This is a genomic window from Micromonospora rifamycinica (assembly GCF_900090265.1).
Taxonomy (GTDB): domain Bacteria; phylum Actinomycetota; class Actinomycetes; order Mycobacteriales; family Micromonosporaceae; genus Micromonospora; species Micromonospora rifamycinica.
Genome location: NZ_LT607752.1, coordinates 3089717 through 3102089, shown reverse-complemented (window position 1 = coordinate 3102089; position 12373 = coordinate 3089717). Strand labels below are relative to the sequence as shown.

Genomic DNA, 12373 nt, shown 5'->3' with positions numbered 1-12373 from the left:
CTGCGGCGCGGGGGCGCCGGACCTGACTCGGGTGTGACCGGGAGCGCTCCCATGGTCCTTGTCACATTTACACACTTGAAACTGTGGCGCAACTGAACCGGTTAAGTTAACAGCCGATCGCATCCATGTACGTGAACCGCGTTCTACGGGTTGAGCGACAGTAGGGCGCGGGCCGTGCGGGCCTGGGTAGCCGCCTCCCGCAGCACCGCCGCCAGCCTGGTCCGCACCTCCGGCCCCAGCCGGGCCACCGGGGCGGCCACCGCGATCGCGTCCACCGCCGGTTCCCGCAGCGCCACCGCCACGGCCACCGCCGCCAGTCCCGGGCTGCACTCCTCCCACTCCTCGGCCCAACCCCGCCGCCGCACGGCGGCCAGCTCGGCGCGCAGCGCCTCCGGGGTGGTGACCGTCCGGCCGGTGGCCGCCGGCAGCGGCCACTGGAGCAGCCGGTCGACCTCCTCGTCGGTCCGGGCGGCGAGCAGCGCCTTGCCGGCCGCGGTGGCGTGCGCGGGCAGCCGCCGCCCCACCGCGCAGACCGGCCGGACGATGTGCGCCGAGTCCCGCCTGGCCAGCAGCACCACCGCACCGCGGTCGAGGCGGTAGAGCTGGACCGTCTCGCCGGAGTGCTCGGCCAGCCGGTCCAGGGTGACGTCGTACAGGGCGGCGGCGTCCGCACCGACGAGGAACGCCGCACCGACCTCTAGCGCCCGCAGCCCCACGGAGAACCTGGTCCCGGTCGGGTCGACGGCCACCCAGTCGCGGTCCAGCAGGGTCCGCAGGATGGCGTGCAGGCTGCTCTTGGGAATGCCCAGCGCCCGGCTCAGCTCCACCGGCGACCGGGGCCCCTGCGGGGCGGCCAGCGCCTCCAGCACGTCCAGCGCCCGCCCTGCCGACTTGACCGACCGGTACGACTCGTCCGTCGTCACGGCGTCACTGTAGTGAGACGCACGGCGTCCGGCCCAGGAGTGCACCTCCCTCGAACGACGTTCCACCGCCTGGACGAGTTTCTGGTTCGTTCCGGCTGCGCCGGAGGTCAGGATCAACGCCTCTGGTGTGCTCCGATCGCGCGGAGTAGTGTCTTGCCTTCACCGCGTACCGATCCCCTCCGGAGGCGTACACCACCATGGGTGGCTCTCCCCTGCGCATCCTCGTCGTCGGTGCGGGCATCGCCGGTCTGGCCGTCGCCCGGGCCCTGCGGTTGGCGGGCTTCCGGCCGGACGTGACCGAGAAACTACCTCCGAACGAGCTGACCGACACCGGTCTCTACCTGCCCGGCAACGCCGCCCGTGCGTTGCGTGGCCTGGACCTCGACGGCCCGGTCCGACCACTCGGGCAGGTGATCCGCCGCCAGCGCTTCCTCGACGCCGCCGGCGACCCGCTCTGCGAGGTGGACCTCGACGCGCTCTGGGCCGGGGTGGGCGAGTGCCGGGCACTGCCCCGCCGCGACCTCTACCAGGTGCTGCTCAGCGGCGCGGGCGGCGCGGTCCGGCACGGCGCCGAGGTGAACACCGTCGAACTGCTGCCGACCGGGGTCGCGGTGACCTTCACCGACGGCACCGGCGGCGAGTACGACCTGGTGATCGGCGCCGACGGGCCCCGCTCCGCGGTCCGCGCCCTGGCCGGGCTCGGCGGCCCGCCCCGGGCCGCCGGCCAGGTGGTCTACCGGGGGGTGGTGCGCGACGGCCCGGACGTCGCGGACTGGACGGCGCTGCTCGGGCGGCGGGCCGGCTTCCTGGTGGTGCCGCTCGGGGCCGGGCGGCTCTACTGCTACGCCGACGAGGCCGGCACCGTCGCTCCGGCCGACCCGGTCGCCCGGCTGCGTGAACTCTTCGGCGGCTACGGGGGACCGGTCCCGGCGGTGCTGACCGCCTGGCACGACGTGCAGGTCGGGCTCACCGACGAGGTCGAGCTGGGTCGCTGGCACCGGGGCCGGGTGCTGCTGGTCGGCGACGCCGCGCACGCCACCGCGCCGACGCTGTCCCAGGGGATCGCGATGGCGCTGGAGGACGCGGTGGTGCTCGCCGAGTCGCTCCGGGCCGCCGGTGGCGTCGAGGCGGCCCTGGTGGCGTACGAGAGCCGTCGTCGTCCGCGTACCCGATGGGTGCGGGACCGGACCCGGGACCGCAACCGCACCCGCGACGTGCCGCCGGCGCTGCGCGACCCGTTGCTGCGCGGGCGGGGCGGGCGGATCTTCGGCGAGCACTACCGACTGCTGGTCGGCCCGCTGTAGCCGCGACCGGCGGCCGGACATGGTGCCAGAGCACCCCGAGCGGTGCTGCCACCTACCGGGGACTAACATCCTTTCGGATGACGGCCCGCAGCTGACGACGCGTGCCGAGCGGGACAACCGAGAACCGGAGGCCATTCGTGACCACCGTCGCACCCAAGCCGGTCGTGACCCGGCCATGGCCGGTCCGAGAGCCGGTCAAGGGGTCGGCCATCGCGCGGCTGCTGCGCACCACGGACGCGAAGCAGATCGGGATCATGTACATGGTCACCGCGTTCGTGTTCTTCATGATCGGCGGCCTGATGGCCCTGATCATGCGAGCCGAGCTGGCGCGACCGGGCCTGCAGTTCCTGTCGCCCGAGCAGTACAACCAGCTGTTCACCATGCACGGCACGATCATGCTGCTGTTCTTCGCGACGCCGATCGTGTTCGCGTTCGCCAACTACGTCGTGCCGCTGCAGATCGGCGCCCCCGACGTCTCGTTCCCCCGGCTGAACGCCTTCGCCTACTGGCTGTACCTCTTCGGCGGCACCATGGCGACCGCCGGTTTCCTCAGCCCCGGTGGCGCGGCCGACTTCGGCTGGACCGCCTACACCCCGCTGAGCACCGTCGAGCACTCGCCGGGCGTCGGCGCGAACATGTGGGTGGTCGGCCTGGCCATCTCCGGTCTGGGCACCATCCTCGGCGCGGTCAACCTGATCACCACGATCCTGACCCTGCGTGCGCCCGGCATGACCATGTTCCGGATGCCGATCTTCACGTGGAACATGCTGGTCACCAGCCTGCTGGCGATCCTCGTCTTCCCGCTGCTGGCCGCCGCGCTCTTCGCGCTCGCCGCGGACCGGCTGCTCGGCGCCCACGTGTACGACCCGGCCACCGGCGGCCCGATGCTGTGGCAGCACCTGTTCTGGTTCTTCGGCCACCCCGAGGTCTACATCATCGCGCTGCCGTTCTTCGGCATCATCACCGAGGTCATCCCGGTCTTCTCCCGTAAGCCGATCTTCGGCTACAAGGGCCTCGTCGCCGCCACCATCGCCATCGCCGCGCTGTCGATGAGCGTCTGGGCGCACCACATGTTCGCCACCGGCCAGGTGCTGCTGCCGTTCTTCAGCTTCCTCAGCTACCTGATCGCCGTGCCGACGGGGATGAAGTTCTTCAACTGGATCGGCACCATGTGGCGGGGGCAGATCACCTTCGAGACGCCGATGCTGTTCGCCATCGGCTTCCTGGTGACCTTCCTCTTCGGTGGCCTGACCGGGGTGCTGCTGGCCAGCCCGCCGCTCGACTTCCACCTGCACGACTCGTACTTCGTGGTGGCGCACTTCCACTACGTGCTGTTCGGCACGATCGTGTTCGCGGTGTTCGCCGGCATCTACTTCTGGTTCCCGAAGATGTTCGGCCGGATGCTCGACGAGCGACTGGGCAAGATCCACTTCTGGCTCACCATGATCGGCTTCCACACCACGTTCCTGGTGCAGCACTGGCTGGGCAACGAGGGCATGCCCCGGCGGTACGCCGACTACCTGCCCAGCGACGGCTTCACCACGCTCAACATGATCTCCACGATCGGCGCGTTCATCACCGGCATCTCGACCCTGCCGTTCATCTGGAACTGCTGGAAGTCGTACAAGACCGGCCCGGTCGTCGAGGTGGACGACCCGTGGGGCCACGGCAACTCGCTGGAGTGGGCGACCAGCTCCCCGCCGCCGCTGCGCAACTTCGACCGGATGCCCCGGATCCGTTCCGAGCGCCCGGCGTTCGACGCGAAGTTCCCCGAGCTGGCCGCCGGCCAGAGCCTCGCCGGCCCGCCGGAGGGTGGTGCCAAGCCGCTGACCAGCGAGGTCAACGGTGGTGCCAGCTACCAGGAGGACACCGCCGGGAACCTCGACCGGCGCTGACGCCGCACGTACACCGCCGACGGGCGTCGTACCCCACCCGGGGTGCGACGCCCGTCGGCATTCCCGGGACGGGCCGTCGTCGGTCGCGGCCGGCGTTCCGCGCCGGCCGTTGGTGGGGTCGGGGTTGGCTTGCTCCGGAACGTGTGGCCGCCGGAGCGACACTCTCTCGAAAGAGCGGTATGCCACAGCGTCATAAAGATGACGCTGTGGCATACCGCTCGCGAGAGAAGTTATCGTCCCTCGCCCTGCTGCCCTGCCGGGTCAGGTGGCGGCGGGGGCCAGGTCGGCGGTGGGTTCGGTGGTGGGTGCGCGGCGGTGACGTAGCTCCATCGGGAGCACGACGAGGGTCACCAGCAGCCCCACGGCACCGGTGACCGCGAACCCCCACAGCGGCACCGAGGCGTCGATCACCGCACCGGCCAGCGGAGCGCCGAGGGCGATGCCCACCGTGGTGGCGGAGCCGTGCAGGCCCATCGCCTCGCCGCGTACCCCGGCCGGGGCGAGCTGGCTGACCGCGTCGGCGGTGGCCGCGATCGTGGGGGCGCAGAGCGCGCCGGCCGGCAGCAGGGCCAGGCAGAGCAGCCACCAGTGACCCCCGCCCAGCCCGACCGGGATGGTGCAGAGACTGAGCAGGGCGGCCAACGCCAACGGGGAGAAGGACCGGCGGACGGCCCCGTACGCGAAGCCGCCGACCAGCGACGCGACCGCCCAGGCGGTGAGCACCGCGCCGGTCCAGCCGACCTCGCCACCGGCCCGCAGCACGGCGACCACCGCCACGTCGGTGCCGCCGAGCACCAGGGTGGCGGCGGCACTCACCGCGAACACGGCGAGTAGGCGGCTGGTCAGCCACTGCCGCCGGGAAATCCGGGGCTGCGGACCGACCGGCTCGTCGGCGCTGCGGATCGGCGGGTCGAGCAGCCAGAGCAGGATGCCGGAGGAGACGATGCCCGCGCCGATCGCCCAGAGCGCGACCCGGGGCGACACGGCGGTGGCGAGCGCCACGGCCAGCGCCGGCCCGATCATGAAGGACAGCTCCATCGACATCGAGTCCAACGCGTACGCGGGGCGTCGACGCTGCGCCGGGACCAGCGCGGCGATCGACTGCCGGACCACCGAGAAGACCGGCAGCGCGAACAACCCGGCCACGAACGCGGCGGGCAGCAGCAGCGGCAGGCGCAACGTCGGGGCGCTCGCCCAGAAGACCGCCTCGACGATGGTGGTCGTGGCGATCACCGGCCGCAGGCCGCGCCGGTCGACCAGCCGGCCGAGCAGGGGTGAGCCGATCGCCGCGCCGGTGACCGACGCGGCGCCGACCAGGCCGGCGGCTCCGTAACCCCGGCCCAGCTCCAGCACCACGAAGAAGGTGAGGGCCACCCCGGTCGCGGTGAGCGGGATGCGGGCCAGCACCGCCACCAGCAGCAGGGACCGCAGGCCGGGCTGGGCCAGGGCCTTCCGGTAAGGCGTCAACGTCATGATGCTCCGTACCTCCGGCGGTCATCCTCGACCGGAGGTACGACAACGGCAAGCGATTACCGGCTCATGCGGCGCTGATCACCGGCTCACCGTGCAGGGTCACCCCGGCACCGTCCATCGCCCGCAGCGCCACGTCCAGCGTCGGCGGCGCGACCGCCGCCGTCAGGTCGAGCAGCACGGTGGTGGCGAAGCCCTCCCGGGCGGCGTCCAGGGCGGTGGCCCGGACGCAGTGATCGGTGGCGATGCCGACCACGTCGACCCGGTCCACGTCGTGCCGGCGCAGCCAGTCGGCCAGGCCCTCACCGTCGGCGGCGTGCCCCTCGAAACCGGAGTACGCGGCGGCGTGCTCGCCCTTGTGGAAGACCGCCTCGACCCGGTCGGTCACCAGGTCGGGGTGGAACTCGCTGCCCGGGGTGCCGACCACGCAGTGCCGGGGCCAGGACTCGACGTAGTCCGGCGGATCGCCGAAGTGCGCCCCCGGGTCGACGTGGTAGTCCTTGGTGGCGACCACGTGGTCCCACCGCCGCGGTTCGGCCGCCAGCAACCCGGAGATGCCGGCGGCCACCCCCGCGCCCCCGGCGACGGCGAGCGAACCGCCCTCGCAGAAGTCGTTCTGCACGTCCACGATGATCAGCGCGTTGGCCATCGGTGCCCTTCCTCTCCGCTCGCCGCCGGTGACCCCACCTGCGGCACGACCCAGTCTGCCCCGACGACTCAACCGGCCGGTACGACCGTGACCGGGATCGCCGGATCACCGGCCGAGAGCTTCAGCCCCTCCCACGGGATGGAGATCAGGCACTCCCGCAGGTGCTCGCGGGACTGCTCGATGCCCGGCAGGTCGACCGGTTCGCCGTCGACCACGAACGAGTGCTGGAGCAGCCGGTCGTTGGCCCGCCGGTCAGGTACGCCCTGCGAGACGACGATCTCCTCGGTGGCCGTGCCGGTGGGCTTGTGCCGACGTACCGCGACCTTCCGGCCGCCGATGGTGCCCTTGTTCTCGGAGCGCTTGACCACCGGCCGCCCGTCCACCTCGACCAGCTTGTAGACCAGGCTGGCGGTGGGCGCCCCGGACCCGGTGACCACGGCGGTGCCCGCGCCGTACATGTCGACCGGCTCGGCGGCGAGGGCGGCGATGGCGTACTCGTCGAGGTCACCCGACACGATGATCTTGGTCTCGGTGGCACCGAGCGAGTCGAGCAGTTCCCGGGACTGCTGGGCGATGACCGCGAGATCGCCGGAGTCGATCCGGACCGCCCGCAGCTGCGGCCCGGCCACCTCGATGGCGGTCCGGATGCCCTGGCTGATGTCGTACGTGTCGACCAGCAGCGTGGTGTCCCGGCCCAGCGTGGCGACCTGCGACGCGAACGCCGTCCGCTCGTCGTCGTGCAGCAGGGTGAACGCGTGCGCGGCGGTCCCGGCGGTGGGGATGCCGTACCGCTGGCCGGCGGCGAGGTTGGAGGTGAACCGGAAACCGGCCAGGTACGCCGCCCGCGCGGCGGCCACCGCCGCCTCCTCGTGCGCCCGCCGGGAACCCATCTCGATCAGCGCCCGGCCGCGGGCCGCGGTGACCATCCGGGCGGCCGCCGCGGCCACCGCGCAGTCGTGGTTGAGCACCGACAGCACCAGGGTCTCCAGCACCACGCACTCGGCGAAGCCGCCGGAGACGGTGAGGATCGGGGAGCCGGGGAAGAACAGCTCACCCTCGGCGTACCCGTCGATGTCGCCGGTGAAGCGGTAGCCGGCCAGCCAGCGGGCGGCCGGTTCGTCGACCACCCCGGTGCGGAGCAGGAACTCGACCTCCTCCGGGGCGAACCGGAACTCCCTGATCATGTCGATCAGGCGGCCGGTCCCGGCGACCACGCCGTACCGACGTCCGGTGGGCAGCCGCCGGCTGAACACCTCGAAGGTGCAGCGGCGGTCGGCGGTGCCGTCCCGCAGGGCGGCACTGACCATGGTCAGCTCGTAGTGGTCGGTCAGCAGCGCGGGACGAAGACGGTTCACCAGCCCAGCCTAGAGTTCACCCGGTCGCGCCGCCGTCGTGCCCCGGGACCGACCGCAGTGCCGCGCCCAGCTGGGCACGGCTGGTGATGCCGAGCTTGCCGTAGACCCGCTGGAGATGGTTCTCCACCGTCCGGGTCGACAGGAAGAGCCGGCCCGCGATGACCCGGCTGGTCGCCCCGGCGGCGGCGAGGCCGGCGACCTCCAGCTCCCGGGCGCTCAGCGCGGGCCGCAGCGCGTCCAGCGCCGGGGTCCGGAGCCGGTCGCAGCGGGCGAGCAGGGCGGCGAGCCGTTCGTGCGCGGTCGCTGCCGACGTCGACCTGTCCCGCCGCCACCCGTGCAGCGCGGTCGCGGTGGCGTCGACCGCCCAGAGTGTCAGGTGCAGCTTGGCGAAGTCGTCGGCCGCCGCCAACAGGGCGGATCCGTCGTTCTCGGCCGCGGCGCGGGCGTGCCGGGCGAGCAGCGGCGTCAGGTCGCCGTCGACCTCCCCGGTGAGATCCGCCAGCCGCTGCGCCACCGTGCGTCGGCTGCCGTCGGCACCCGCCGGCCCGACCGGGGCGCCGGCCTGACCGAGCCGGACCAGATCGTGCAGGACGAGCACCTCGTGGCCGGCGAGACCGTCGGCGTGCAGCCGGCCGGCCAGCTCGCCGAGGTGCCCGGCGGCCCCGGTCAGGTCGCCACCGGCGGCCAGCACCGAGCCCCGGGCCTGCTCCAGCCAGGGCTGGAGGACCGCCATGCCGGGGGTCTGGACCCGGTCGGCCTCGGCCATCGCCTCCCGCGCGGTCGCCTCGTCGCCGCGCAGCGCCGCCGCCTGGGCGCGCTCGGCATGCGCGAGGCCCGCGAAGACCCGGCTGGTGGCGAGCACCACGCAGGCGTCGAGGCTGGCCCTGAGCGCGTCGTCGCCGCGACCGCGCAGCCGCGCCGCGTACGCCTGGAGGATGGACAGGTAGCCGGTGCCGAGCCGGAAGTCCCCGGCGTCGGCCTGGTCGGCGAACTCGTCGGCCACGATGGCGTCGATGCCGGCGAGGTCCCCGGTGAGCGTCAGCCGGGTGCCCCGGGCCAGTTCCATGGCCAGGTGCAGGTACGGCATGTCGGCCCGCCAGTTCGCCGCCTCGGCCTGCACCCGGTCGATCGCCGCGGCGTTGGCCAGGAACCGGCCCCGCGCCGCGTCGGCATGGGCGACGGTGGACCGGGCCAGCTCCCGGGCCGCGACGCCGGCCGCCGGATGGTCCAGCACCGACCGGCTGATCCGCACCGCGGTGTCGACGTCCAGGCCGTGTAGCCGCATGATCGCCTCGAAGGCGCGCAGCCGGGCCCGGTGGCCGGGGTCGGCCAGGGTGTGACCGGCCGCCGCGAGGGTGTCCACCGTGGACTGCCGACTCAGGCCCCAGTAGCCGACCATCCCGTGCACGGTCAGCCAGCGGCACCGCCGCTCCTCCGAGACGACGTCGTCGGCCACCCCGTCGAGCACGTCGACGGCCTCCGCCGGCCGGTCGCCGAACATCAGCAGGGTGGCGAGCAGCTCGGCCGCGGGGAAGCCGCCGTCGGCGTCGAGCGCGGCCCGCGCCAGCCGGGTGGCCAGCGGCACGTCGTACCGGGTGAACGCCTGACCGGCCGCGTCGAGCAGCAGCGCCGGGTCCTGGGCGGTGCCGGAGTTCAACCGCCACACCGCCACCCGCAGCAGGTCACCGCGGCGGCGGGCACCGACCCGTTCCAGCCGCTCGGCGAGCTGGGCCTGGAGGCGACGGGTCCGGCTGACCGGGCACCGCCGGCGGATCACCTCACCGTAGAGCGGGTGGGCGAGCCGCGCGTCGGCCCGCCGGCCGCCCGCACCCACGCTGATCAGGCCACGCTCCTCGGCCGCCTCCACGTCGGCCGGGTCGGCAGCCTGTTCGAGCAGGTGCAGGCCGAGGGGTTCGCCGAAGGCGACCAGCTCGACCACGGTCCGGACACCGGGCTCCAGCCGCCCGATCCGGGTGTCGACGAGGTCGGTGAGGCTGGGGGCCAGTTCGAGTCGCCCGGTCCACCGCCAGAGTCCGTAGCTGCGGACCAGCTCGCCTCCGGCGGAGGCGGCCAGCACCAGCTCGCGGAGCAGCAGCGGGTTGCCGGCGGAGAGCCGGAACAGCCGTTCGGCGGTGCCGGCGTCGACCGGCCCGGTCAGGATGGCGGCGAGCAGGTCGGTGGTGTCGGCCGGCCCGAGCGGGGCCAGTTCGGTGTGTTCGACCAGGTCGTCGGTCCACAGTGCCCGGACGGGCAGCGGGATCTGCTCGCCGCTGCGCAGCGTCCCCAGCACTGTGGTGTTCTCCGCGCGGGCGAGCAGGTGGACCAGGGCCGCCGACGGGGGGTCGAGCAGGTGGGCGTCGTCGATGGCGAGCACGATGCGCCGCCCGGCGGCCTGTTCCCGCAGCACGTCGACCCCCCAGCGCAGCACGCCGGCGGGGGAGAGGCCGGCCGGCTGCTCGGCCGGCAGCACCGGGGCGAGCCCGCCGAAGGGCAGCGCCGAGGTGGCGGTGCTGGCCGCGACGAACGACAGCGCGTACCGGTCGGGGGAAGGGCGGCCACCCCCTCCCGCAGCAGCCGGCTCTTGCCGATGCCGGCGCTGCCGCTGACGAAGAGCCCGCGCCCCCGGCCCTCGCGCACCGCGGCCCGCAGCCGGGTGAGTTCATCCGTACGGCCGACGAAACCCCACCGACTCATCCGGGCAGCATATCGATGCAATTCGGTGCGGAGGTACCCGGTCACACGCTGGAGTGGAGTAGGCCCGTGTCCGACACTGAGTATCCGCGTCGGGCCGGTGCGGTATGCGCGCCGTGCCGCCCGGGCCGGGCGGGTACGCGCGTCCCTCCGCCGATCGTCACCGGCCCGGTCGCCCCGCCCGGGTGCCCGGCGTCCGGATGGGCCGGGTCGCCGGCGCGGGGTCGCCGCGGCATCCGTGTTCCGCCGGTTTCCGCAGCTCGGGTGGGTGATCGGAGCTGTCCCGGCGTTCCGGTTCATCGAATCCCCGCTTCCGGTGGCACCATGGGGGCATGGCGGCTCCACAGGTAGCACCGGTCGAGACGCCGGACACCGACGAGGTGCCGGTCGCGGACCGGCAGTGGGTGACGATCGTCTGGGACGACCCGGTCAATCTCATGACGTACGTGACCTGGGTCTTCCAGAAGCTGTTCGGTTACAGCCGGGAGAAGGCCGAGAAGCTGATGCTGGACGTGCACCACAAGGGCCGGGCCGTGGTGTCCAGCGGCGCCCGGGAGCGGATGGAGCACGACGCGGCCCAGTTGCACGCGTACGGCCTCTGGGCGACGGTGGACAGGTCGTGAGCGTGAGGAGTGAGCCGGGTTTGCGAGCCCCGCAGTCGCGAACGGAGACCGCCCGGTGAGCATGTTCCGTCGTCAGGGCGACCGGTACGTGGCGACCTTCGCCGTGGACGAGGCGCGGGTGCTGCGAAAGGTCGCCGGTGAGGTGGTCGGGCTGCTCACCGACGGCTTCGACCCGGCCGACCCGGTCGTCGGCCGGCTTTTTCCCGAGGCGTACCCGGACGACCCGGCGGGCACCGCGGAGTTCCGCCGCTACACCGAGGGCGACCTGAAGACCGCCAAGATCGACCAGGCCGGCGCGGTGCTCGCCGCGCTGCCCGAATCCGCCGGTGGCGAGGTGCGGCTGGACGCCGAGGCGGCCGAGGCGTGGCTGCGGGCGCTCAACGACGCCCGGCTCGCGATGGGCGTCCGGTTGGAGATCAAGGACGGCACTGACCTGGGCGAGGAGCTCGACGACGCGGTCGCCGAGGACCCTACCTCGTCCCGGGTGTTCCAACTGTCGGTCTACGCCTACCTCGGCTATCTCCAGGAATCCCTGCTCAACGCCCTGATCGACTGAACTGTGACGGCCGCCGCCTCGCCGGTTGCCGGCAACGGGCGCTAGGCTGGGTCACGTGCTGAGCATCGACCGGTCGATCGTCGAGGCGATCGTCGCCCACGCGCGCCGGGACCACCCGGACGAGGCGTGTGGGGTGGTCGCCGGACCCGTCGGCGGCGACACCCCGACCCGGCACATCCCGATGGACAATGCGGCCCGCTCGATGACGTTCTACGAGTTCGACTCGATGGAGCACCTGCGGGTGTGGCGGGAGATGGACGACCGCGACGAGGAGCCGGTCGTCATCTACCACTCGCACACCGCCACCGAGGCGTACCCGTCCCGCACGGACGTGGCCTTCGCCGGTGAGCCGGGCGCGCACTACCTGCTGGTCTCCACCCGCGAGCCGGACACCGAGGAGATCCGGTCGTTCCGGATCGTCGACGGCGTGGTGACCGAGGAGCCGGTGCGGATCGTGGATGCCGGGGTGGACCCGCACGCGGTCCAGTCCTACATGTTCGGGCAGAGCCCGGCGACGGTCGACTACGAGTGTTCCGGCAGCTGATCCCCAGCTCCGCACACCCTTTCCGTCCGGCACCGAGGCACACCCGACCAAGGAGTACGTCATGGCCATCGAGGTTCGCATCCCCACCATCCTGCGCAGCTACACCGGCGGCGCGAAGGTCGTCGAGGGCTCCGGGGACACCCTGGGCGACCTGCTCACCGACCTGGACTCGCGGCACGCCGGCCTGAAGGGCCGGCTGGTCACCGACGCCGGCGCGCTGCACCGCTTCGTCAACGTCTACGTCAACGACGAGGACGTCCGGTTCCTCGGCGCGCTGGACGCCAAGCTCAACGACGGTGACAGCGTGACCGTCCTGCCGGCCGTCGCCGGTGGCGCGTTCGGCTTCGTCGCCGCCCGCTGAGG

At 73.0% G+C, this 12373-nt stretch carries 12 protein-coding genes; 6 read left to right on the top strand and 6 right to left on the bottom strand.

Features of this window, described 5'->3' with window-relative positions:
• Positions 1–143 precede the first annotated feature (143 nt).
• Complete coding sequence (locus GA0070623_RS12550) at positions 144–923, bottom strand: IclR family transcriptional regulator (RefSeq protein ID WP_172898398.1); 780 nt, start codon at positions 921–923, stop codon at positions 144–146.
• 197 nt (positions 924–1120) lie between these two features.
• Between GA0070623_RS12550 and GA0070623_RS12545 the strand changes: the two genes are divergently transcribed.
• Together GA0070623_RS12545 and ctaD are read left to right on the top strand one after the other, a co-directional pair.
• On the top strand, positions 1121–2227 hold the full coding sequence (locus GA0070623_RS12545; protein WP_067312750.1) for an FAD-dependent monooxygenase: 1107 nt from the start codon (positions 1121–1123) through the stop codon (positions 2225–2227).
• A gap of 137 nt (positions 2228–2364) precedes the next feature.
• Positions 2365–4122, top strand: a complete 1758-nt coding sequence (gene ctaD / locus GA0070623_RS12540; RefSeq protein ID WP_089004020.1) for an aa3-type cytochrome oxidase subunit I — start codon at positions 2365–2367, stop codon at positions 4120–4122.
• 261 nt (positions 4123–4383) lie between these two features.
• On the opposite strand, the gene GA0070623_RS12535 is transcribed toward ctaD, so the two are convergent.
• From GA0070623_RS12535 to GA0070623_RS31645, 5 genes are all read right to left on the bottom strand, one after another.
• On the bottom strand, positions 4384–5595 hold the full coding sequence (locus tag GA0070623_RS12535) for an MFS transporter (protein ID WP_067313947.1): 1212 nt from the start codon (positions 5593–5595) through the stop codon (positions 4384–4386).
• Between the two features lie 64 nt (positions 5596–5659).
• A complete protein-coding gene (locus tag GA0070623_RS12530) occupies positions 5660–6241 on the bottom strand; it encodes an isochorismatase family protein (RefSeq protein WP_067313946.1) in 582 nt (193 codons plus the stop codon).
• A gap of 68 nt (positions 6242–6309) precedes the next feature.
• Positions 6310–7596, bottom strand: coding sequence for a nicotinate phosphoribosyltransferase (locus GA0070623_RS12525; RefSeq protein ID WP_067313945.1), 1287 nt, complete (start codon positions 7594–7596; stop codon positions 6310–6312).
• A 16-nt stretch (positions 7597–7612) separates the two neighbouring features.
• A complete protein-coding gene (locus GA0070623_RS31650) occupies positions 7613–8329 on the bottom strand; it encodes a helix-turn-helix transcriptional regulator (RefSeq protein WP_407937996.1) in 717 nt (238 codons plus the stop codon).
• Between the two features lie 1421 nt (positions 8330–9750).
• Positions 9751–10290 (bottom strand): AAA family ATPase, encoded by a 540-nt coding sequence (locus GA0070623_RS31645; RefSeq protein WP_407937979.1) that lies wholly within the window; start codon positions 10288–10290, stop codon positions 9751–9753.
• Between the two features lie 329 nt (positions 10291–10619).
• Between GA0070623_RS31645 and clpS the strand changes: the two genes are divergently transcribed.
• The 4 genes from clpS (at position 10620) to GA0070623_RS12500 (ending at position 12371) form a co-directional block, all read left to right on the top strand.
• Positions 10620–10910, top strand: coding sequence for an ATP-dependent Clp protease adapter ClpS (clpS, locus tag GA0070623_RS12515; RefSeq protein ID WP_067313943.1), 291 nt, complete (start codon positions 10620–10622; stop codon positions 10908–10910).
• Between the two features lie 61 nt (positions 10911–10971).
• The gene (locus GA0070623_RS12510) at positions 10972–11466 is read left to right on the top strand and encodes a DUF2017 domain-containing protein (RefSeq protein WP_172898515.1); all 495 of its coding nucleotides are present in this window, start codon (positions 10972–10974) and stop codon (positions 11464–11466) included.
• Between the two features lie 55 nt (positions 11467–11521).
• The gene (locus GA0070623_RS12505) at positions 11522–12010 is read left to right on the top strand and encodes a Mov34/MPN/PAD-1 family protein (protein WP_067313938.1); all 489 of its coding nucleotides are present in this window, start codon (positions 11522–11524) and stop codon (positions 12008–12010) included.
• Positions 12011–12071: 61 nt separating this feature from the next.
• Positions 12072–12371 carry a MoaD/ThiS family protein gene (locus GA0070623_RS12500; protein WP_067313936.1) on the top strand — a complete coding sequence of 100 codons (300 nt, stop codon included), beginning with the start codon at positions 12072–12074 and terminating at the stop codon, positions 12369–12371.
• Positions 12372–12373: the final 2 nt, after the last annotated feature.